We start from the raw sequence: 20,702 nt of genomic DNA on the forward strand, positions 1-20,702 counted from the left end.
CACTGCCCGCACTGAAGGAGGATCATGCTCGAAGTCCACGGCGGAACCCCGCTCCGCGGCACCGTCCGAGTCCGAGGCGCCAAGAACCTGGTGTCCAAGGCGATGGTGGCATCCCTCCTCGGCGACTCCCCATCGGTGCTGCGCGGCGTTCCCCGGATCCGCGACGTCGAGGTCGTCACCGGGCTGCTGGAAGTCCACGGGGTGACCGTGACCTCCGCTCCCGACGCGGGCTACCCGGACGGCGAGCTGATCCTCGATCCGGCCGATGTCGCCCAGGGGTCGATCGTCGACATCGACGCCCACGCGGGATCCTCGCGCATCCCGATCCTGTTCTGCGGGCCGCTGCTCCACCGCCTGGGCCAGGCGTTCATCCCCGACCTCGGCGGCTGCCGGATCGGTGATCGCCCGATCGACTTCCACCTCGACGTGCTGCGTCGGTTCGGAGCCACGGTCGACAAGACTCCCGGCGGAATCAAGCTCGAGGCCCCGCAGCGGCTGCGGGGAGCGAAGGTCGAGCTGCCGTACCCCTCGGTCGGCACCACCGAGCAGGTGCTGCTGACGGCCGTGCGGGCCGAGGGCATCACCGAGCTCAAGAACGCCGCGATCGAACCGGAGATCATGGATCTGATCGCGGTGCTGCAGAAGATGGGCGCGATCATCACCGTCGACACCGACCGGGTGATTCGGATCGAGGGCGTGGATTCCCTGTCGGGCTATGTCCACCGGGCGCTGCCCGACCGGATCGAGACGGGCTCCTGGGCTTCGGCTGCGCTGGCGACGGGCGGGGAGATCTTCGTCGAGGGCGCCAACCAGCCCGACATGATCACCTTCCTCAACGTCTTCCGCAAGATCGGCGGGGCATTCGAGGTCTGTGAGACCGGGATCCGGTTCTGCCATCCGGGCGGGGAGCTCAAGTCGAGCGTCCTGGAGACCGACGTCCATCCCGGCTTCATGACCGACTGGCAGCAGCCGCTCGTCGTCGCGCTCACCCAGGCCTCGGGAGTCTCCATCATCCACGAGACCGTGTACGAGAACCGCTTCGGCTTCACGGATGCGCTCAATCGGATGGGCGCGCGGATCCAGCTGTACCGCGAATGCCTGGGCGGCACCCCCTGCCGATTCGGTCGCCAGAACTACCAGCACTCCGCCGTGGTGTCAGGTCCCACCACGCTGCACGGGGCAGACATCGAGGTGCCGGACCTGCGGGGCGGGTTCTCCCACCTCATCGCAGCCCTGGCGGCCGACGGCACATCGCGGGTCGGCGGCATCGAGCTCATCAACCGCGGCTACGAGGACTTCCTCGACAAGCTCGCGGGTCTGGGTGCCCGGGTGGATATGGCATGAGCGGGAGCGAATCGCGGAAGGCTGCGGAATATCACGTCGAGTTCGACTCCGCGACGCTGCGGCGGCAGTACCGGAGAGCTCCGTGGATCGCCAACCCCGTCGGAGTCCTGATGAACCTGTTCGGCCGGATCAGGGCGGAGGACACGGAGAAGATTCCGGCCGCCGGCCCCGCGATCATCGTGCCCTATCATTCGAGCTACCTCGACCCCCTGGTCGTCGGTCTCGTCGTCTGGCGGACCGGGCGCCTGCCTCATTACCTTGCGAAGTCCAGTCTCTTCTCCGGCGTCGTCGGCCGGGCCCTGAGGGGCATCGGCCAGATCCCCGTGCTGCGCTCCTCCGCGCAGGCAGGGGACTCGCTGCGCTATGCAGAGGAGGCCCTCGCCGCCGGTGAGATCGTCGTCATCTACCCCCAGGGCACCCTGACCAAGGACCCGGAGATGTGGCCCGAATCGTCGAAGACCGGCGCCGCCCGCCTGGCGCTGCGCACCGGAGTCCCGCTGATCCCGATCACGCACTGGGGACTGCACACCCCCATGCCCGTGGGAGCGAAGGTGCCCAAGCCGGCGCCTCGGACCCGGATCAGAGTCCTGGTCGGCGATCCGATCGACTACCAGGACCTGGCGGACGGCCGTGACGGGATCGCCCGACTCACCGAGCGGATCACCGCCCACATCGCACTCGACGTCTCGCGGCTGCGAGGAGAGCCCATGCCGGAGCGGTTCCAGGCGGATCTCGGTCCCGGAGCCGCAGTATGAGCGCGACGGTGCTGGGAGCCGGCTCCTGGGGCACCACCTTCGCGAAGGTCATCGCCGACGCCGGGCACGACGTCGTGCTGTGGGCGCGCCGGGCCGAGGTCGCCGACGAGATCAACGCCGGCCACACGAACTCCGCCTACCTCGGTGACATCGAGCTCAGCGACCGGATCCGCGCCACCGCGGACATCGGATCGGCACTGGCCGACGCCCGGGTCGTCGTGCTCGCGGTGCCCGCCCAGTCGCTGCGCGCGAACCTCGCGCGCTGGCGCCCACTGCTGCGCGAGGACGTCGTGCTGGTGAGCCTGATGAAGGGAATCGAGGTGGAGACGGGCCTGCGGATGAGCCAGGTGATCGCGGAGGTCGCCGAGGTGTCCCAGGAGCAGGTGGCGGTTGTGTCCGGCCCCAATCTCGCCAAGGAGATCGCAGTCGGCCAGCCCACGGCCACAGTCGTCGCCTCGGCCGGCGGGGAGACCGCGGAGCTCATCGCCGAGCTCTGCGCGAACAGCTACTTCCGGCCGTACACCAACACCGACGTGGTCGGCGTGGAGATCGGCGGCGCGATCAAGAACGTCATCGCGCTGGCCGTCGGGATCGCCGACGGGCAGGGACTGGGAGACAACTCCAAGGCCTCGATCATCACCCGCGGTCTTGCGGAGACCTCGCGGCTCGCGCTGGCGATGGGCGCCGAGCTCCACACCCTGTCCGGGCTCGCAGGGCTGGGCGATCTGGTGGCGACCTGCGCCTCGCCGCTGTCGCGCAATCGCTCCTTCGGCCGGCTGCTGGGCGAGGGGCTGTCGCTGCAGGAGGCGATCACCGCCACCACCCAGACCGCCGAGGGCGTCAAGACCGCAGCCGCGGTGCTCGAGCTCGGGCGGGCCAACGGGGTCGATCTGCCGATCACCCAGGCCGTCGTGGCGGTCCTCACCGACAGGCTCCGTGTTGACGAACTCGCCGGTTTGCTATTGGCTCGAAAGCGCAAGACAGAAGGACCCGCTCACTAGGAGCCGACCCCAGAGGAGTCGAAATGACCGCATCGATCGATGTCCACAACTCGCCCTTCGCCCAGCTCAAGGACCTGCCGCGCTTCGAGCTCACCAGCACCGACATCACCGAGGGCGCGCAGCTGACCGAGCCGCAGCTGTCCGGCAGCATGGGAGTGCCCGGTGGCCGGGACGTGTCCCCGCAGCTGTCGTGGTCGGGCTTCCCCGACGAGACCAAGGCGTTCGCCGTGACCTGCTTCGACCCCGATGCGCCCACCGGCTCCGGCTTCTGGCACTGGGTGGTCGCCGACGTGCCCGGCGACGTCACCGAGCTGCCGACGGACGCGGGCAATCCCGAGGCCGGGCTGCTGCCCGAAGGCGCGGTGACCATGCGCAACGATGCCGGCGAGCCGCGCTTCGTCGGAGCCGCCCCGCCGGCAGGCCACGGCCCGCACCGCTACTACTTCATCGTCCACGCGCTGTCGGAGCCGCTCGGCCTCGACGACTCGGCCTCGCCCGCCTTCGTGGGCTTCAACATCTTCCACAAGTCGATCGGGCGCGCCTGGATCGAAACGAGCTACGAGGCCAAGTAATCTTGGGCGCATGACATCCCAGGACTCCCGCCCCCTCGTGGTCGTGCTCTTCGGCGGCCGCTCCTCCGAGCACTCCGTCAGCTGCGTGACCGCTGCCGGAGTGCTCGGCGCGATCGACACCGACAAGTACCGAGTGCTGCCGGTGGGGATCACGAGGGGCGGAACCTGGCGCTTGGTCGAGGACTGGCAGAGCTTCCGCTTCGATCCGGAGAACATGCCCGAGGTGGTGGAGGCCGGTCCCGAGGTGCTGCCTCCCGTGGCCGCCGGCCGCGCCCCGCTGCGGATGCGCAGCGCCGACGGCGAGGTCAGCGAGCTGGGTCCGGCCGATGTCTGCTTCCCCCTGCTCCACGGTCCCTACGGCGAGGACGGGACGATCCAGGGGTTCTTCGAGCTCTCGGACACCCCCTATGTGGGCTCCGGGGTGTTCGCCTCGGCGGCCAGCATGGACAAGCACTTCATGAAGATCGTGCTGCGCGCCGCCGGACTGGCCGTCTGCCCGTGGACGCTGATCACCCGCCGCGACTGGGGCACCCAGCGCGAGGATGCGCTGGAGCGGATCGGCGAGCTCGGCTTCCCCGTCTTCCTCAAGCCCGCCCGCGCCGGGTCCAGCGTCGGGGTCTCCAAGGTCGCCGACGCCTCGGGCCTGGACCGCGCGTTCGCCCTGGCGTTCGAGCACGACAGCAAAGTCCTCGTCGAACCGGCTGTCACCGGCCGCGAGATCGAGTGCGGCGTGCTGGGCTCCCTGCACAACGAGCCCGCCCGCGCCAGCGTTCCCGGCGAGATCATCGTCACCGGCGACCACGACTTCTACGACTTCGAAGCCAAGTACCTCGACGACGATGCAGTCGTGCTCAGCTGCCCGGCGGACCTGCCCGATGAGGTCGTCGCCCGGGTGCAGGACGCCTCGGTGCGCGCCTTCGAGGCCATGGAATGCACCGGCCTCGCCCGCGTCGACACCTTCGTCACCGCAGCGGGCGAAGTCATCATCAACGAGATCAACACGCTGCCCGGGTTCACTCCCAGCTCGATGTTCCCGCGGATGTGGCAGGCCTCCGGCGTGGACTACCCGGCTCTCGTCGAGACCCTCATCACCACGGCTCTGGCCGACTTCGCCTCCGCTCACGGGGAATGAGGCGCTGCCCGTGGCCGCCGCGCCGCCGCGGACATCTGTCCTCCGGCGCCGCGGGCGTCAGTCCTCCGGCACCTCGGGAACGCCCTCCTCGGTGACCTCATCGGGACCCACGCACGAGGCGTAGGGCTCGATCTGCGCGACAGCCGGAGACACCTCCGCCAGCACGGTCGCCCCCGGCACAGCCGTCGGATCGACGAGCACCTCGACCGCGGGCTCGCGGCCGTAGCTGACGAATGTCCAGGACTCGTCGGTCTGCCCCGTCGAGATCCAGTCGACCCCGTCCACACTGACGCACCTGTCCGTCGTGGGCGCCGGCGGCTCCATTCCGCACCGCGCGATCGCGATCGCCGGGTCGCCCCAGGCCTCCGTGCCCTGGGACGAGGTGTCACGATCGGGCTGACCGTCGACCTCGTGCGGCATCCGCAGCATGATCTCGGCGCAGGCAGGGTCGGCCGCGTTCGGAGCCGGCTCCACCACGAGGGCGGGCGTGCAGCCGGCAAGCACCGGAAGCAGCAGGGCGAGCGGGCCGAGGGCGCGGGGAGAGCGGGTCATGCCGACCAGGGTAGTCCGCTCCTTCTCGGAAGGGTGATCGCGGGTCGGATGGAGCAAGCCTGGGGTCATGTCCGCGGTCCTTGGCATACTGGGGAGTCATGACCACCTCCGACAGCGTGACCACACTCGACGACCTCGGGGAGGACGGTGTGCTGCGCCGGCTGCTCGACCGGCTGCCCCGGACGCCCACGCCCGGGCTCCTGGTAGGCCCCGGGGACGACGCCGCGGTCTCCGCGCCTTCCGGGCGGCTGGTGTCGACGACGGACATGCTGGTCGAGGGTGAGGACTTCAGGCGCGACTGGCTCGACCCTCGGCTCCTGGGCATCAAGGCCGCTGCCCAGAACCTCGCCGATGTCGCCGCGATGGGCGCCACCCCGCACGGCCTGCTGCTCTCGATCGCCGCGCCGGGGGACACCCCGGTGGAGCTGCTCACCGAGCTCATGGACGGCTTCGCAGCGGAGGCGCAGCGCGCAGGCGCCGCCGTGTTCGGCGGCGATCTGTCGGGTGGACCGTGCATCGTCGTCTCCGTCACCGCGCTCGGCTCCCTCACGAGGCCGCCGGTGCTGCGGTCGGGCGCTCAGCCGGGCGACGCGGTGGTGCTCGCCGGGACCATCGGCCACGCCGCCGCCGGCCTGGAACTGCTGTTCGCGCGCGTCGCGCCGGGGGAGGACCGCACCCTGGACCCCGTCATCGAGGTGCAGCGCGCTCCGTCCCCGGACTACTCGGCGGCGCTGCGAGCGGCACCGGTGGCGCACGCCATGATAGACGCCTCCGACGGCCTGTCCGGTGATCTCGGCAGGCTTGCCGTCGCCTCGGGCGTGCGGGCAGCGCTCGACCGGGACGCCCTCGAAGAACTCGCACGGCCGCTGCTTCCCGCAGCGCGGGCGCTCGCGGCCCGCGGGGCCCCGGGACGCCCCGAGGAGCGCGCGCTGCGCTGGGTCCTCGATGGAGGCGAGGACCACGGGTTCATCGCGGCGATGCCGGGGCAGAGCGTTCCGGTAGGCTGGGTCCGCATCGGCACATGCCGCGCCGGACAGCCCGGGGTCGAACTCGACGGGACCCCACTGACCGCTCGCGCGTTCAGTCATTTCACGGGGGACAGGTGAGCACGCAGGAGGATCCGGTCCGCCTCAACGGACGTCTTGCGGCCCGTTGGGCTCGCCGCACCGTCGAACGGCTGCGCCGTCAGCGCAACGACATCAACGCCATCAACGTCTTCCCGGTGCCGGACGGAGACACCGGCACCAACCTCTACTACACGGTGCGCAGCGCCTACCGTGCCGTCGAAGGGCTCAGCGGTTCGGTCACCCTGCCGGAAGTCCTGGGAGCGATGGCCACGGGTGCGCTGCGCGGGGCGCGCGGCAATTCCGGGCTCATCCTGTCGGTGGCCCTGCGCGGGGTCGCAGATGCCCTCGACGGCGTCACCGTCCTCGACGCTCCCACCTTCGCAGGCGCCCTCGAGCTCGCGTCCGCTCGTGCCCGTGACGCGGTCGCGGAGCCGGTCGACGGAACCATGCTCACGGTCCTCGACGCCATGGCGGATGAAGCGCGGGCGCAGGCGGACTCGGGCGCGGATCTGGTCGAGCTCATCGAAGCCGTGCGGGGCCGGTCGAGGACGGCGCTGCGGGAGACCACCGGACAGCTCGACGTGCTGTTCGAGGCCGATATCGTCGACGCCGGCTCAACCGGCATCGTCGAGCTCTTCGATCTCCTGTATCTGACCATCACCGGGCGGCAGGCCGTGGAGAGCGCCGGGGACACCGGAACGGATCTTGAGTCCGACAGCGGCCGGGCCGGCCGGAAGCCCTCGCCCCGGCCCGGGTTCCTCCAGCAGCTCAGCCAGGTCACCCACACGCGCACCGGGCACGCGGCGGAGGCCACCGGCCTGGAGCTCGTCTTCCACCTGGGCGATGTCAAGGACCGCACCCGCATCGTCAAACGGCTGCTCGCGAAGGCCAGGGGCACCTCGGTCGTGGTGTCCTGGCCGATGGTGCACGTCCACGTCGCCGACGAGCAGTCCGCCCTGCAGGTCCTGGTCGACTGCGGTGAATACGGGATCACCGACCTGCGGGTCGAGGACCTGTCGCTGGTCGGCGGCAGGGACCCGCAGACCGTGGTCATCGCACTCGCCAGCGGAGTCGGGCTGCTGCTGGCCTGCGCGCTTCAGGAGGTCATCGCGGTCGATTCGGAGGCGCCCGGAGTCGACGAGCGCATCGCCGAGCTCGCTGAGGCTCAGGAGCGTCCGGTGATCCTGGTGCCCGACAGCGGGGCTGCGCTCAAGCGGCTCCGGGACCGCTGTGAGCGCTTGCCGGAAGGGGAGTCCGACAGCACGATCACCCTGGTGCGCTCGCGCTCTGTCGCGGCGGTGCTGTCGGCTCTCGCCGTATACGATCCGGCGGCGGAGTTCGCCTCGGTCCTCGAGGACATGTCCGAGGCGGCCGCGGCCACTCGGATCGGCGCAGTCGTGCAGGCGGAGAGCGGATCGGCCGGCCCATTGATATACCAGCGCGGCGACCTGCTCACCGTCATCGACGGGCGGGTGCGGGCCGTCGACACCGAACCCGAAGCCGCAGTGATGACGCTGGCCGACAGGCTGCTCGGGGCGGGCGGGGAGCTGCTCACCGTGATCACCGGTGCCCGCCTGCCGGCGAATGCGGTCACTGCGCTGCTGAACCGAGTCCGCGTCGAGCACCCGGACGTCGTCACCGAGGTCGTGCACAGTCTGCACCCGCGCGGCTGCGCGGTGCTGGGAGTCGAGTAGGCGCCGGGGAGGGGCACATGGTGGAGATCCCGCTGTCGCGGCTGGTTTCGCGCAAGTCGGATGTGACCGACCTCGAGCGGCTGGAGCTGTACTCCGTCGAGGACGCGCTCCGATACTTCCCGCGCACCTATCTCAATCCCGGCGAGCTCACCCCGCTCGACCAGCTGCAGCCGGACACTACAGCCGTGATCAGCGCCACCGTGGTCAGCGTGACGAAGCGGCAGGTCGGCCCGAACCGGAGGCAGGCGCTGGTGGACGTGCTCGTCTCCGACGGGCTGACGGATGTGCACGCCCCGTTCTTCAATCAGCCGTGGCTGGCCGCACAGCTCCGGCCCGGCAGACAGGTGGCGCTGATCGGCAAGGTCAAACTGTTCCGCGGCGAACCGCAGATCAGCTCCCCCCGGTGGCTCAACCCCACGGGAACCGAATCGCTCGACGAGGAGGACCTGTCGATGCCGATCCCGATCTACCGGGCCACGGGCAAGGTCACCACCACCCGGATCCAGCGGCTGCTCCGAGTCCTCCTCGACACGGCCCCGCCGGAGTGCTTCGCAGATCCGATCGCGGAGGAGATCCGCGCGATGCACGGCCTGCCCGACTACCGGACGGCGCTGGAGTGGACGCATCGACCCTCGGACGCCGACCAGCCGAAGCGAGCCATGGAGCGCTGGAAGTTCGAGGAGGCGTACGCCCTCCAGACCGAGCTGCTGTCCCGCAAGGCGCAGATCGCCGAGGACAGCGCCGTGCCGCTCGAAGGCGCGATGGACGGCGCCCTCATGGCCTTCGACTCCGCACTGCCGTACGAACTCACCGGAGCGCAGAAGAAGGCCGCGCTGGAGATCTCGGTGGACCTCGCCTCCGGTCGTCCCATGAACCGCCTGCTGCACGGCGACGTGGGCAGCGGCAAGACGCTGGTGGCGCTGCGGGCGATGCTGCAGGCGGTCGATTCGGGCGCGCAGGCGGCGATGCTCGCACCCACCGAGGTGCTCGCCGCGCAGCACCACCAGTCGCTGCTGGGCTACCTCGGCGAACTCGGAACGGATTCGGGACTCGGTGCGGACGGGTCCCGGGTCCGGATCGCGCTGCTGACCGGTTCATTGCCGGCCAAGGAGCGCCGCCAGCTGCTGCTCGAACTCGTGTCCGGTCAGATCGACATCGTCGTGGGCACTCATGCGCTGCTGTCGGAGACGACGATGTTCGCCCGCCTCGGCCTCATCGTCGTCGACGAGCAGCACCGGTTCGGAGTCCGGCAGCGCGAGGCGCTGCGGTCCAAGGGCGACGGGCAGACGCCGCACGCCCTCGTGATGACGGCGACCCCGATCCCGCGCACCGTCGCGATGACCGTGTTCGGAGATCTCGACACAACCGTTCTCGACGAGATGCCGAACGGCTCCCGGAACATCACGACGCATGCGGTCTCGCTGGCCGCGCATCCGCGCTGGCTGGAGCGGATCTGGGAAGTCGTCGGAGAAGGCGTCGAACGGGGAGAGCAGGCGTTCGTCGTCGCCTCCCGGATCGACACGCAGGAGCCGCAGGTCGACGACAACGGGGTGACGGCTCCCGAGCTGCTGGGGGTGGAGGACCTCGCAGAGATCCTGCGTGCCGAACCCAAGCTCGTCGGGAGGAGCATCGAAACGCTGCACGGCCGGCTGGACCCGGTGGACAAGGACGCCGTGATGAGCCGCTTCGCCTCCGGGGCCACCGACGTGCTGGTGGCCACCACCGTGATCGAGGTCGGCATCGACGTGCCGAATGCGCGGACCATCGTGATCTATGACGCCGACCGCTTCGGAGTCGCGCAGCTGCATCAGCTCCGCGGTCGGGTGGGCCGGGACGGCTCGCAGGCAGTGTGCTTCCTCGTCACCCAGCAGTCCGAGGACTCGCCGACGATGGAGCGGCTCGAGAAGGTCGCCGGCACCCTCGACGGCTTCGCGCTGGCAGTGTACGACGTCGAACAGCGCAGAGAGGGCGATGTGCTCGGTCGGTCCCAGTGGGGTGGCAGCTCCTCATTGCGCTACCTGTCGGTGATCCGGGACGAGAATGTGATCCTGGCGGCCAGGGAAGCGGCGGAGCAGATAGTACTCGCCGACCCCCGGCTCACCCGGCAGCCGGAGCTGCGGAGGTACATCGACCGGATCCTGGTGACCGTCGCCGAGGACTGGATCGAAGCAGGATGAGCCGGTAGTGCGCATCATCTCCGGGACGCATCGCGGTCGAACCCTGCGCGCACCCGCGGGCGACCTCACCCGCCCCACCTCCGACCGGGTGCGCGAGTCGCTGTTCGCCTCCCTGGACTCCCTCGGGGTGATCAGGGACGCCCGGGTGCTCGACGTCTTCGCCGGCTCCGGAGCTCTGGGGCTGGAAGCGCTCAGCCGCGGAGCGAGCCACGCCACCTTCGTCGAACGGGCCGCCCCGGTGAGCAGGCTGCTCGTGCAGAACATCTACGCCCTGGGGGAGGCGGACAGGACGACGGTTCTCACCCGCTCGGCAGCGGCCGCCCTGCAGGGGATGCCGGCTCGGTCCGCGGACCTCGTGTTCGCGGATCCGCCGTATCCGCTCGGCGAGGCGGAGCTGACCGAAGTCCTCACCGCGGTCGCCGCGCTGCTGCGGGACGAGGACTCGCTCATCGTCCTCGAGCGTTCGGCGCGCTCACCGGCGCCGACCCTGCCCGGCCGGCTCGAGGCCTTCCGCGACAAGACGCTGGGGGAGACGCGCCTGTGGTTCCTCCAGCTGCGCGCTCACTGATCCAGCACAGCTGAGAGAAACTTCGCCGTCCGCTCGTGTCGGGGGTTGGTGAAGATCTCCTCCGGCGGGCCGTCCTCGAGGATCGCCCCGTTGTCGAACATCATCACGCGCTGGGAGACGTCCTTGGCGAACTGCATCTCGTGGGTCACAATCAGCATGGTGATGTCGGTCTCCCCGGCGAGCCTGCGCAGCACGTTGAGGACGTCATCGACGAGCTCGGGATCCAGCGCCGAGGTGACCTCGTCGAGCAGCAGGATCTCCGGATCCATCGCCAGGGCCCGGGCGATCGCCACCCGCTGCTGCTGACCGCCGGAGAGCCGGGACGGATGCTCGTTCTCCTTGTCCGCCAGTCCGACCTTGTCGAGCAGTCCGCGCGCCTTCGCGAGGGCGTCGGCCTTGCTCATGCCGAGCACATGCATGGGCGCCTCGATGAGGTTCTCCGCGACAGTCATATTGGGGAACAGGTTGAACTGCTGGAACACCATGCCGATCTGCCTGGTCTTGCGCCGAACCTCCCGCGGCGGCAGCGCTGTCCGCCTGCCGTTGCGCTCCTCGTGCGTGAGCGGCGAGCCGTTGATGTAGATGAAGCCGTCGGTGAGCGACTCCAGGGTCATGATCAGCCGCAGGATCGTGGTCTTGCCGGAGCCGCTCGGGCCGATCAGCGTGACGCGCTCCCCGGGCTGCACGCTGAAGTTCAGATTCTTGAGCACGACGTTGTCGCCGAAGCGCTTCTCCACATCCTGGAAGCGGATGGCGGGATCGCTGCCGACGGAGCCTGGGCCGGTGGAGCCTGGGGCGGTGAGGCCGGAGTCAGTACTGGGCAAGGGACTTCTCCATTCGTCGGATCAGCAGGGAGGTCGGATAGCTGGCCGCCAGGAAGATCAGGCCGGCGAGCGTGAACGCCTCGGTGTAGGCGAAGTTCCGGGCTCCGTACTGCTGAGCGGAGGTGACCAGCTCGACGACGCTGATGGCGAACAGGAAGGGCGTGTCCTTGAACATCGCCACGGCGTAGTTGCCGAGAGAGGGGATGGTGGCCCGGAGCGCCTGCGGCAGCACGACCGAGCGGAAGGCGCGACCAGGGGGCAGCGAGAGGGCGCTGATCGCCTCCCACTGGCCCTTCGGCACCGAATCAATTCCGGCCCGGTAGCTCTCCGACATGTACGTCGCGTAGTGCACGCCGATCATCGCGGTGCCGATCACCAGTGCCGGAACCTCGATGAGCACCGGATTCATCGCGAACAGGTAGTACACGAACAGCAGCTGGACCACCAGTGGTGTGTTGCGCACGAATGCCACCGCCAGCTTGAGGAGCCAGTCGATCCACCCGGGCAGGACCCGCAGCAGCACAGCGATGAGCAGCCCCAGGATCGCAGCGATGATGGTGCCGAGCACGGTGGCGATCAGAGTGTTTCCGAAGCCGCGCAGGAGGATCGGGAGCGCTTCGAAGGCCCGCTCCCAGCTCCAGAAGTCCGAGAAGTCCGGGAAGTTCATGACACCGCCTCCGCCTGGGGCTTCTGCATCCTCACGATCGACCGGAGACCGCCGGCCGTCCGGTCGACGCGTCCCAGCCGCGCCCGCGCCCGCTGCTCGAGTGCATTCATCCCGATCTGCAGCAGCCAGGCCAGCACGAAGTAGATCAGCAGACCGACGCTGTAGGCGAAGAAGGTGTCCCCGCTCGCCTGGCGCAGCTGCTCGATCCTCTCCGTCAGGTCCTGCAGGGTGATGAAGGACACGACTGCGGTGCCCTTGAGCAGCTGGATGAGGAGCGTGGCCAGGGAGGGGATCATGAGCGCCCAGGCCTGCGGGAAGATGACCCGGCGGACCAGGTGGGCGGGCGACAGGCTGAGCGCCCGCGATGCCTCCCACTGTCCGCGGTCGACGTGATTGATCGAGGAGCGGACGACCTCGGCGGAGTAGGCACCATAGTTGAGTGCCAGCGCCAGGATGCCGCAGGTCATCGGGTCCAGCTGCACACCGAGCAGGGGCAGCACGTAGAACAGCCAGAACAGCTGCACAAGCAGCGAGGTGCCCCGGAAGAACTCCACGATGATCTTCGCGGGCACACCCAGCCACCCGTACGGCGTGACCATCGCCAGGCCGAGCACCAGCGCGATGACGAACGCGCCGGCCGCCCCGCCGAGCGTGAGGAGGACCGTGGTGACTATGCCGTCGCTGAGCTGCGGCCCGAAGGCGAACAGGGCCGAGAGCTTCTCACCCATGACGAGTCAGCCGATCGCTCAGGAGCTTTCGGCTGTCGGCAGCTCCCCGGCGCACAGCTGCTCGGTCGAGATGGAGCCGTCCGGGCGCTCTTCGGCGGTGAATCCGTAGTCGCCGACAATCGACAGGTAGCGCTCCTCGTCGTTGACGATCTTGTCGAGCTCTTCGTTGTAGGCGTTCAGCAGCTCGGTGTCCTCGGTCCGGAACACGGTCGCGCCGGCACCCACCTGGGGTACGCCGTCGATCTCCTGGACGAAGGACTCCGTGACCTCGACAGCCGCATCCGGGTTGTTGTCGGCCATCCAGTTCAGCGAGATTCCCGTGAGCGCGAAGGCGTCGGCGCGGCCGGAGGTCACGGCGTCCATGCCGTCCTGCGGGGTGCCGACCTCGCTGTGATTGGAGATCTCGAGCTGAGAGGCGTAGTCGCTCTCGATGGCGCCGGTCATGGTCACCAGCGAGACGTCGTCACTGGCGGCGACGTCGTCGAGGGTCTGGAGGTTCTTGGGGTTGCCCTCGGCGACCATCAGCGCGGTGGTGTACATGAACTCCGGATTCGAGAACGCGGCCTGCTCGCAGCGCTCGGGGAGAATCGACATGCCGGCGGAGACGACGTCGAAGCGATTCGCGGTCAGCCCGGGGATCAGCGAGCCGAACTCGGTGTTGACGCCATCCAGATTCTCCACGCCGAGCGCGGAGAAGATCTCTCGGTGCAGCGCCACGGTGGCGCCGGTGAGCTCGCCGTCCTCCTCGAAGCTGTAGGGAGCCTCACCGGCGAAGCCGACGGTGATCGTGCCGGCATCGATCGCCTGCTGCAGAGTGCTCTCCTCCTCGCCTCCCGATCCTCCCGATCCGCCGCCGCATCCGGCGGTCAAGCCGAGCACCCCCACCGAGAGGAGTGCTGCGAGACTGTATGCGATGCGCGTACGTGCCATGGTGGATCCTTCGTTCGGCCGCCGGGGGGCGGTGTGGACTCGGGTCAGCGTTATCCACACTAAGGACCAACCTGCGGCGTGCGTCACATTCATGCAGAGCGTTAGTCATTCGTTACCTTTTTCGGCGGGCGCTGTTCCCGGTTCAGAAGGCACTGTCGTCGGTTCAACAGGCGCTGTGATCGCGAGTCCGCTTCTGCTCGGGTCGCAGTCGTGTCCTTCGTCGTCCGTCGTACGATGGCGGCATGAAGGTTGTCTGCCCCGGTTCCTATGATCCCGTCACGGTCGGTCACATCGACGTCGCCGCCCGCGCCTCCGTCCTGTTCGACGAGGTCGTCATCGCCGTCGTCCACAACCCTGCGAAGAGCGGCAATTTCCCGGTCGCACAGCGAGTCGAGCTGATCGAGCGGGGGCTGGCCGAGGATCCCCGGAGTGCGAATGCCGACAACATCTCCATCGATGATGTACCGGGCGGACTGCTCGTCGACTACTGCGCCCGGATCGGCGCCTCCGCCGTCGTCAAAGGCTTGCGCTCGGGCACCGACTTCGCCTACGAGCTGCCGATGGCGCTGATGAACCGGCACCTCACCGAGCTGGAGACGATCTTCATCCCCGGCGATCCGCGCTATGAGCATGTCTCGTCGTCGCTGATCCGGGAGGTCCACTCGCTTGGCGGTGACGTCGCAGGGCTGGTGCCAACCGCAGTCCTCGAGGCGATGGACGAGAAGCTCAGCCTCAGACGGGGATGAGCTCGGACCTCCCGGACTCCGGAGGCGCGGGGGCGCGCGGCTGGTTCCTCGCCCTCATCGGCTTCACCGTGGTCGTGCAGGCCGCGTTCAACGGGATTCGCGTGCTCATCTCCTACCGCACGCTCGAACTGGGCGGGGGAGCCGCGGTGCTCGGCCTGGTCGCCGCGACGTTCTCCCTCATGCCGCTGCTGGCCGCGATCCCCATCGGACGGTGGGTCGACCGCGGCTACGCGGCTCCGGTGATGTGGGTGGGCACGGGACTGACGATCATGCCGGCTGCGCTCGCCGCGGCGGCCGAGAACATCCCCGTGCTGCTGCTGGCGAACATGGCGCTGGGCATGGGCCAGATCCTCACCACGGTCTCCGGCCAGGCGCTCATCCCGCAGAGCTTTCCGACTGCGGAGCTCAATCGGCGATTCGGCTCCCTGACGATCGGGGTGTCCTGCGGACAGGCGCTCGGGGTGCCGCTGGCGGGATTCGTGGCAGGAGCCGGCGAGGAGCCGCAGGTGCAGGTGGCCCTCTGGGTGATGGCGGCGATCTCCGTGCTCGCGGTTCCGCTGATGCTCGGCGTCGCCACCCGTCCCGCGCCTCGCCACATCAGCCGCTCGGAGGCGAAGTCGACGTCGCAGTCGCCGCCGGCGCTCCTGGGGATCAAGGGGATGAAACCGGCGATCTTCGCCTCGATGGCGACCCTGGCCGCCGTCGACATCATGACGGCCTACCTTCCCCTGGTCGGACAGAGCTACGGCCTCGGAGTCCAGCTCGTCACCCTGCTGCTGACCGTCCGGACTCTCGCGTCGATCGTGTCCCGGCTCTTCATCGGGCAGCTCACCCGGCGCTTCGAGTTCCGCGCACTGCTGGGCCTGGCAAGCCTGGCCGGAGGGGTCGCGCTGGTGCTCATCCCGGTGCTGCCGCGATTCTGGTTCCTGGCGATTCTCATGCTGATCGCGGGCTTCGCATTCGGGCTCACCCAGCCGATGACCATGACGTGGGTCTCGATGCTGGCCGACCCCGCCAACCGTGCGGCGGTGCTGTCGATCAGGCTGGCAGGCAATCGGCTGAGTCAGGTCGTCATCCCGGCGCTGGCTTCCGCCGTCGCCGTGGTGGCGCCGGCGGGATCGGTGTTCCTGATGTCCGGAGCGCTGCTGGGCATGGCCTCGCTGACGACGCTCACGTCGGGTCGGCCTCCGATTGGAAGATCGAAACGCAAGCGGTTAGAATAGCTTCTTGCGTCATCCGCGGGGTTCGCCGCCGGGTGTGCAGCGTCGATCGGAGGTGGACGGATGAGGATCAAATCGGAACTCGTGCTCGACCTCCGCAAGCTCGGGCTCATCGGCAGCCCGGGCGAATGGTCGAAGCTGGACTTCACGGTGTCGGCCCCCGAGGACCTGCGGCTCGAAATGATCGGAGTGCCTGTCGGCTCTCCTCTGCATCTCGCCCTGCAGCTCGAGAGCGTCGTCGAGGGGATCTACGTCTCCGGCAGCGTGCGGGCTGTTGCACGGGGTCAGGACGCTCGGACCCTCGAGGATCTGGAGCTGCCGCTGGATGTGGCCATCACGGAGCTCTTCGTCTACGAGGCGGAGCCGGAGGACGAGGAGTCCTACCGGGTCGATCGGGGCCGGCTCGACCTGGAGCCGGCAATCCGGGACGCAGTGGTGATGGCTCTGCCGTTCCGTCCGCTCAAGGACGAGGACGGGGAGGACTTCCGGTACACCGTCGGCGAGGAGATCGACGACGATGATGCCGAGGCCGACCCCCGCTGGTCGGCACTGAAGAGTTTGTTAGACGAGAAGAAAGAGAGCTAGACGTGGCTGTTCCGAAGCGCAAGAAGTCGCGCAGCAACACCCGCCACCGTCGTTCGCAGTGGAAGGCCCAGGTTCCGACCCTGGTCAAGACTGTGGAGAACGGTCGCGTTGTGTACTCGCGCCCCCACCAGGCCAAGGTCGTCGAGGATTCGGCCGGCACCCCGCTGTTCCTTGAGTACAAGGGACGCAAGGTCGCCGATATCTGATCATCGGCACCTGATGGTGGTGTCCTCACAGGACCTGCATGATCTCAACGAGCGTCTCGGGGTGGATATCGACCCCGAGACGCTTCGTCTTGCCCTGACCCACCGCAGCTACGCCTTCGAGCACGGGGGGATCCCGACGAACGAGCGGCTCGAGTTCCTCGGTGACGCTGTGCTTCAACTGGTGGCCACGGAGTCTCTTTACATCGACAATCCGGAGCTTCCGGAGGGCCGGCTCGCCAAGATGCGCTCAGCAGTGGTCAATACGCGTGCGCTGGCCTCGGTGGCGCGACGGCTCGGCGTCGGCGGATTCCTGCTGCTCGGCAAGGGCGAGGAGCTGACTGGGGGTCGGGACAAGGACTCCATCCTGGCCGACTCGGTCGAATCGCTCATCGGCGCCGCCTACGTCAGCTGCGGTCGCCAGCCTGCATTCGACCTCGTCCAGCGGCTCGTCGGCGGGATGCTGGCCGAAGCGGTCACCCTCGGTGCCGGAATGGACTACAAGACGACCCTGCAGGAGGCGGCCGCCGACCTGGAACTCGGTTCCGTCTCCTATGTGCTCGAATCACGAGGACCGGATCACGCGCGCGTCTTCACCGCTACCGCAGTCGTCGGCGGCACGGCCTGGGGGACGGGCGAAGGAAGCTCGAAGAAGAGCGCGGAGGCGCAGGCGGCGGAGTCCGCGGTCCAGACCATCCGGCAGCAGCATCCGGAATACCAGCGCTGAGCAGTGCCCGAACTCCCTGAGGTCGAAAGCGTCCGCCGTGGTATCCAGGCGTGGGCGCAGGGCGCCCGAGTGGACCGCGTGCGCATTCTGGACCCCCGCATCCTCGGCACCACCTCGAACCGGCTGATCGCCCCCGAGGCGCCCGCCCGGCTCACCGCCGAGCTGACCGGCCGCGAGCTCGCATCCGTGGAGCGCCGCGGCAAGTTCATGTGGCTGCCCCTTCGCCACTGTTCCGATGACACTGCTTCCGGGTCGGCGGGAGGGGACGCGGTGGCCGAACCGTCGCCGGCCCGCGCGCTGTCGGTGCACCTGGGCATGAGCGGACAGTTCCGCGTGCACGAGTCAACTGACCCGATGCACCGGCACACCCGGGCGATCCTGGGCCTCGAGCGAGCAGGCCGGGAGCGGCTGGAGCTGCGATTCGTCGATCAGCGCATCTTCGGCCACCTCGGCGTCGACGATCTCGTCGACTCCCACGGCGCTTCGGTCCCCCGTTCGGTGTCCCATATCGCGCTCGACCCGCTCGATCCGCTGTACGACCCGGAGCGCACTGCCCGCCGCATCCAGGCGAAGCGGACCGGCATGAAGTCGGCGCTGCTGGACCAGACGGTGATCAGCGGGATCGGCAATATCTATGCAGACGAGGCGCTGTTCGCCGCCCGTGTCCATCCACTCGCGCCGACGCAGACGACCAGGATCTCCCGGATCCGGACAGTGCTGGCGAAGGCCGAGGCAGTGATGCGGGACTCCCTGGCCCAGGGCGGGACGAGCTTCGATGCGCTCTACGTCCATGTCAATGGCGAATCCGGCTATTTCGAGCGAAGTCTGCAGGTCTACGGGCGCGGCGGCTTGCCCTGCAACCGCTGCGAGACCCCGATCGTACGCGAGCGGTTCATGAACCGCTCGAGCCACTTCTGCCCGGTCTGCCAGCGAAAACCGTAGCTGAGCCGCGGCGCCGAGCGGCGCGGCGGACGCCACTGATCCCTCGGATACAGTAAAGAATGACAGCAGCAATACCAGCCGAAAGGTGCCTGGCCCGATGGCAAGACTCGCCTACTCGATCATCAACGACGCCGATCCCGCGGCCCCCGTCCTCATACTCGGCCCCTCCCTCGGAACCACCTACGCTCTCTGGGCGGCTGCGGCTTATCGCCTTGCCGACGACTTCCGGATCGTCGCCTTCGACCTGCCCGGCCACGGCAGGAGCCCCCGGATCCCGGACGTGACGATCGACCGGATCGCTGATTCCGTCCTGGAGATCGCCGACGAACTCGGCGCGGAGAGCTTCTTCTACGCCGGCATTTCGATCTCCGGAGGCCTTGCCCTGACCCTGGCGCTCAAGGCACCTGAGCGCGTCCGCGCGATCGGGGCGCTGTGCTGCGGAGCGAAGTTCGGCGATCCCGGCATGTGGAAGCAGCGCATTGCCGACGTGCGCTCCGGAGGCACGCGCTCTCTGGTACCCGCCACTGCCGATCGCTGGTTCGCCGCAGGGTTCGTCGACGAGGACAACGCCGCAGGCCCGATGGCCCTGGAGATGCTCGCCGGCACCGACGATGACGGCTACATCGACTGCTGCGAGGCTCTTGCGCAGTTCGACCTCGACAGCTCCATCGAATCGATCAAGGTGCCGACGCTGTTCCTCGCCGGGTCGCAGGACCCGTCGAACCCACCCGAGACGATGCGCGCGCTTCACGAGCGGGTGGACGGCTCCCAGTTCACGGTGGTCCCGGACTCCGCGCATCTGCCGGTGGTCGAGCACCCCGAACTGGTCGCGGACCGTCTCAAGACTTTCTTCAACTCCCACCTGGGGTGAGAGCTCCGGCCTGCCGGCCGGAGAGCTGCCGGAGCAGGATGAACCGACGGCGAAGGCCGGGTCTCCTGCGCGGAGCAGGAGACCCGGCCTCGGCCGTCGGTGCTGGATGCGTCAGCGCACCGGGTCGAGGACGAAGTCGTAGTTCGTCCGCTGTGTACCGTCCTCGGTCTCCTCGATGTCCAGGAGGAGCTCCGGCTTGACGGCGCCGGCGATGTCGTCGTCGTTGTGCTCGTCACCCGGAAAGTAGAGCTGCGCGGTCAGCAGCTCGTGTCCTGGTGCCGACACCTTCACGTGCAGGTGAGCTGGGCGCCACGCGTGCCAGCCGGCGGCGGCGATGAGCTGGCCGCAGGCACCGTCGGTGGGAATCTGGTACGGAGCGGGCCGCATCGTGTCGATCTGGTAGCGACCTTCGTCGTCGACGAGGAATGCGCCGCGGAGATTCCATTCCGGGATATCCGGTGCGAACTGCGAATAGAACCCGTCCTCGTCGGCATGCCAGAGTTCGACCCTGGCGTCGGTCAGCGGGGTGCCGTTCACGCTGCTGACCTGACCTTCGAAACGCAGGGGGATGCCCTTCTCATCGGGTCTCATCGGGATTCTCGCGGGGGACCGGTGCTCCGGGGCATCCGGGACGTAGTACGGTCCTTCGATCGTGCCCTTGCTGCCCTCGCGATGGGAGGTGGCGACCTCCTCGACGCTGTGCTCCAGGAAGACATCGAGGAAGAGCGGCCATTCGCCGTCCTCGCCGACCTTGATGAGCCAGGCCTTGAGTGCGTTGAATTCGTCGTAGGTCACCCGGTCTTCGAGCACGATGTCGTTGGCGGCCTTGATGAGCTTCCCCGCCAGGCTGCTCACCCTCTCCTGCGAAGCCTCGACATGGGCCAGCTTGCCGGATTCGCGGAAGCGGTCCGTTGCGGCGTTGCCGGATGCAGCTGCGGTGGCTTCAGTGGTCATCAGAGAACTCCTTCGTTCGAGCCGTCCCGGCCGGGACGGTGCCATTGATGTCATTCACCGTAGTGAGGGAAATCCACTGCGTGAAATATGCGTTCTGCTCGTATTCATCTCTGGAGAATATAAATTCGTATGACAGGCCCTGGGCAGCAGTCAGCTGATGGAGTTGGGGTGTTTGGCCAGGGGGGTGACCTTGATCTTCATGTAGGGGAACATCGGGAAGCCGCTGAGGACCTCGTGCAGGGTGTCGTTGTCCGGGACGTCGAACAGGCAGTGGTTCGCATACTCCCCGACTATGCGCCAGATCCCGACAATCGTTCCCTCCCTTTGGAGGTTGCCGGAGTACTCCTTCTCCCGGGCCTGGAAGTCCGCGATCTGCGCCGCGCTGAGGTGGGGAGGGAAGGCGACGTCCATGCGCGTCATGTACAGCATTGTGTTCCTTTCGG

At 68.4% G+C, this 20,702-nt stretch carries 23 protein-coding genes; 16 read left to right on the top strand and 7 right to left on the bottom strand.

What is annotated here, in order from left to right; all coding sequences use genetic code 11:
- The first annotated feature begins 24 nt into the window (after window positions 1-24).
- From murA to LXN01_RS02025, 5 genes are read left to right on the top strand one after another with little or no spacing between them, the layout of a single operon-like run.
- A complete protein-coding gene (gene murA, locus LXN01_RS02005; RefSeq protein WP_236862858.1) occupies window positions 25-1,344 on the top strand; it encodes a UDP-N-acetylglucosamine 1-carboxyvinyltransferase in 1,320 nt (439 codons plus the stop codon).
- A complete protein-coding gene (locus tag LXN01_RS02010; RefSeq protein WP_236862859.1) occupies window positions 1,341-2,099 on the top strand; it encodes a lysophospholipid acyltransferase family protein in 759 nt (252 codons plus the stop codon). Before murA ends, LXN01_RS02010 begins: the two co-directional genes overlap by 4 nt.
- Window positions 2,096-3,100: an NAD(P)H-dependent glycerol-3-phosphate dehydrogenase gene (locus LXN01_RS02015; RefSeq protein WP_236862860.1), complete on the top strand. Its 1,005-nt coding sequence runs from the start codon at window positions 2,096-2,098 to the stop codon at window positions 3,098-3,100. Before LXN01_RS02010 ends, LXN01_RS02015 begins: the two co-directional genes overlap by 4 nt.
- A gap of 23 nt (window positions 3,101-3,123) precedes the next feature.
- On the top strand, window positions 3,124-3,672 hold the full coding sequence (locus LXN01_RS02020; protein WP_236862861.1) for a YbhB/YbcL family Raf kinase inhibitor-like protein: 549 nt from the start codon (window positions 3,124-3,126) through the stop codon (window positions 3,670-3,672).
- Between the two features lie 10 nt (window positions 3,673-3,682).
- The gene (locus LXN01_RS02025; RefSeq protein ID WP_236862862.1) at window positions 3,683-4,804 is read left to right on the top strand and encodes a D-alanine--D-alanine ligase family protein; all 1,122 of its coding nucleotides are present in this window, start codon (window positions 3,683-3,685) and stop codon (window positions 4,802-4,804) included.
- 57 nt (window positions 4,805-4,861) lie between these two features.
- On the opposite strand, the gene LXN01_RS02030 is transcribed toward LXN01_RS02025, so the two are convergent.
- Complete coding sequence (locus tag LXN01_RS02030; RefSeq protein ID WP_236862863.1) at window positions 4,862-5,425, bottom strand: DUF3515 domain-containing protein; 564 nt, start codon at window positions 5,423-5,425, stop codon at window positions 4,862-4,864.
- A 29-nt stretch (window positions 5,426-5,454) separates the two neighbouring features.
- Between LXN01_RS02030 and thiL the strand changes: the two genes are divergently transcribed.
- The 4 genes from thiL to rsmD are packed head-to-tail and all read left to right on the top strand — an operon-like array spanning window position 5,455 to window position 10,862.
- Window positions 5,455-6,462: a thiamine-phosphate kinase gene (gene thiL, locus LXN01_RS02035; RefSeq protein ID WP_236862864.1), complete on the top strand. Its 1,008-nt coding sequence runs from the start codon at window positions 5,455-5,457 to the stop codon at window positions 6,460-6,462.
- Window positions 6,459-8,117 carry a DAK2 domain-containing protein gene (locus LXN01_RS02040; RefSeq protein WP_236862865.1) on the top strand — a complete coding sequence of 553 codons (1,659 nt, stop codon included), beginning with the start codon at window positions 6,459-6,461 and terminating at the stop codon, window positions 8,115-8,117. The genes thiL and LXN01_RS02040 overlap by 4 nt, the downstream gene beginning before the upstream one ends.
- 17 nt (window positions 8,118-8,134) lie before the next feature.
- A complete protein-coding gene (locus LXN01_RS02045; RefSeq protein ID WP_236862866.1) occupies window positions 8,135-10,294 on the top strand; it encodes an ATP-dependent DNA helicase RecG in 2,160 nt (719 codons plus the stop codon).
- A gap of 7 nt (window positions 10,295-10,301) precedes the next feature.
- Complete coding sequence (gene rsmD, locus LXN01_RS02050) at window positions 10,302-10,862, top strand: 16S rRNA (guanine(966)-N(2))-methyltransferase RsmD (protein ID WP_236862867.1); 561 nt, start codon at window positions 10,302-10,304, stop codon at window positions 10,860-10,862.
- Here rsmD and ehuA read toward each other — a convergent pair.
- The 4 genes from ehuA to ehuB all read right to left on the bottom strand — a co-directional run bounded on the left by ehuA (window position 10,856) and on the right by ehuB (window position 14,011).
- The gene (ehuA, locus tag LXN01_RS02055) at window positions 10,856-11,599 is read right to left on the bottom strand and encodes an ectoine/hydroxyectoine ABC transporter ATP-binding protein EhuA (RefSeq protein ID WP_425547678.1); all 744 of its coding nucleotides are present in this window, start codon (window positions 11,597-11,599) and stop codon (window positions 10,856-10,858) included. The genes rsmD and ehuA overlap by 7 nt on opposite strands.
- A 73-nt stretch (window positions 11,600-11,672) precedes the next feature.
- A complete protein-coding gene (gene ehuD / locus LXN01_RS02060) occupies window positions 11,673-12,353 on the bottom strand; it encodes an ectoine/hydroxyectoine ABC transporter permease subunit EhuD (RefSeq protein ID WP_236862868.1) in 681 nt (226 codons plus the stop codon).
- Window positions 12,350-13,081 carry an ectoine/hydroxyectoine ABC transporter permease subunit EhuC gene (gene ehuC, locus LXN01_RS02065; protein WP_236862869.1) on the bottom strand — a complete coding sequence of 244 codons (732 nt, stop codon included), beginning with the start codon at window positions 13,079-13,081 and terminating at the stop codon, window positions 12,350-12,352. Before ehuC ends, ehuD begins: the two co-directional genes overlap by 4 nt.
- 18 nt (window positions 13,082-13,099) lie before the next feature.
- Complete coding sequence (ehuB, locus tag LXN01_RS02070) at window positions 13,100-14,011, bottom strand: ectoine/hydroxyectoine ABC transporter substrate-binding protein EhuB (RefSeq protein ID WP_236862870.1); 912 nt, start codon at window positions 14,009-14,011, stop codon at window positions 13,100-13,102.
- A 242-nt stretch (window positions 14,012-14,253) separates the two neighbouring features.
- Between ehuB and coaD the strand changes: the two genes are divergently transcribed.
- The 7 genes from coaD (at window position 14,254) to LXN01_RS02105 (ending at window position 19,305) form a co-directional block, all read left to right on the top strand.
- Entirely contained in the window at window positions 14,254-14,757 is a 504-nt protein-coding gene (gene coaD, locus LXN01_RS02075) for a pantetheine-phosphate adenylyltransferase (protein ID WP_236862871.1), read from the top strand.
- Entirely contained in the window at window positions 14,754-15,980 is a 1,227-nt protein-coding gene (locus LXN01_RS02080; protein WP_236862872.1) for an MFS transporter, read from the top strand. The genes coaD and LXN01_RS02080 overlap by 4 nt, the downstream gene beginning before the upstream one ends.
- Before the next feature lie 60 nt (window positions 15,981-16,040).
- The gene (locus LXN01_RS02085) at window positions 16,041-16,562 is read left to right on the top strand and encodes a YceD family protein (RefSeq protein WP_236862873.1); all 522 of its coding nucleotides are present in this window, start codon (window positions 16,041-16,043) and stop codon (window positions 16,560-16,562) included.
- A 2-nt stretch (window positions 16,563-16,564) separates the two neighbouring features.
- Window positions 16,565-16,768, top strand: coding sequence for a 50S ribosomal protein L32 (gene rpmF, locus LXN01_RS02090; protein ID WP_236862874.1), 204 nt, complete (start codon window positions 16,565-16,567; stop codon window positions 16,766-16,768).
- Between the two features lie 13 nt (window positions 16,769-16,781).
- Window positions 16,782-17,492 (top strand): ribonuclease III, encoded by a 711-nt coding sequence (gene rnc, locus LXN01_RS02095; RefSeq protein WP_236862875.1) that lies wholly within the window; start codon window positions 16,782-16,784, stop codon window positions 17,490-17,492.
- Window positions 17,493-17,495: 3 nt separating this feature from the next.
- On the top strand, window positions 17,496-18,434 hold the full coding sequence (gene mutM, locus LXN01_RS02100; RefSeq protein WP_236862876.1) for a bifunctional DNA-formamidopyrimidine glycosylase/DNA-(apurinic or apyrimidinic site) lyase: 939 nt from the start codon (window positions 17,496-17,498) through the stop codon (window positions 18,432-18,434).
- Between the two features lie 97 nt (window positions 18,435-18,531).
- A complete protein-coding gene (locus LXN01_RS02105; RefSeq protein ID WP_236862877.1) occupies window positions 18,532-19,305 on the top strand; it encodes an alpha/beta fold hydrolase in 774 nt (257 codons plus the stop codon).
- A gap of 111 nt (window positions 19,306-19,416) precedes the next feature.
- On the opposite strand, the gene catA is transcribed toward LXN01_RS02105, so the two are convergent.
- Together catA and catC are read right to left on the bottom strand one after the other, a co-directional pair.
- Window positions 19,417-20,259, bottom strand: a complete 843-nt coding sequence (gene catA / locus LXN01_RS02110; RefSeq protein WP_236862878.1) for a catechol 1,2-dioxygenase — start codon at window positions 20,257-20,259, stop codon at window positions 19,417-19,419.
- A gap of 150 nt (window positions 20,260-20,409) precedes the next feature.
- Window positions 20,410-20,688 (bottom strand): muconolactone Delta-isomerase, encoded by a 279-nt coding sequence (catC, locus tag LXN01_RS02115; RefSeq protein ID WP_236862879.1) that lies wholly within the window; start codon window positions 20,686-20,688, stop codon window positions 20,410-20,412.
- Window positions 20,689-20,702: the final 14 nt, after the last annotated feature.

The organism is Brevibacterium daeguense (assembly GCF_021729135.1).
GTDB classification, from domain to species: Bacteria; Actinomycetota; Actinomycetes; order Actinomycetales; family Brevibacteriaceae; genus Brevibacterium; species Brevibacterium daeguense.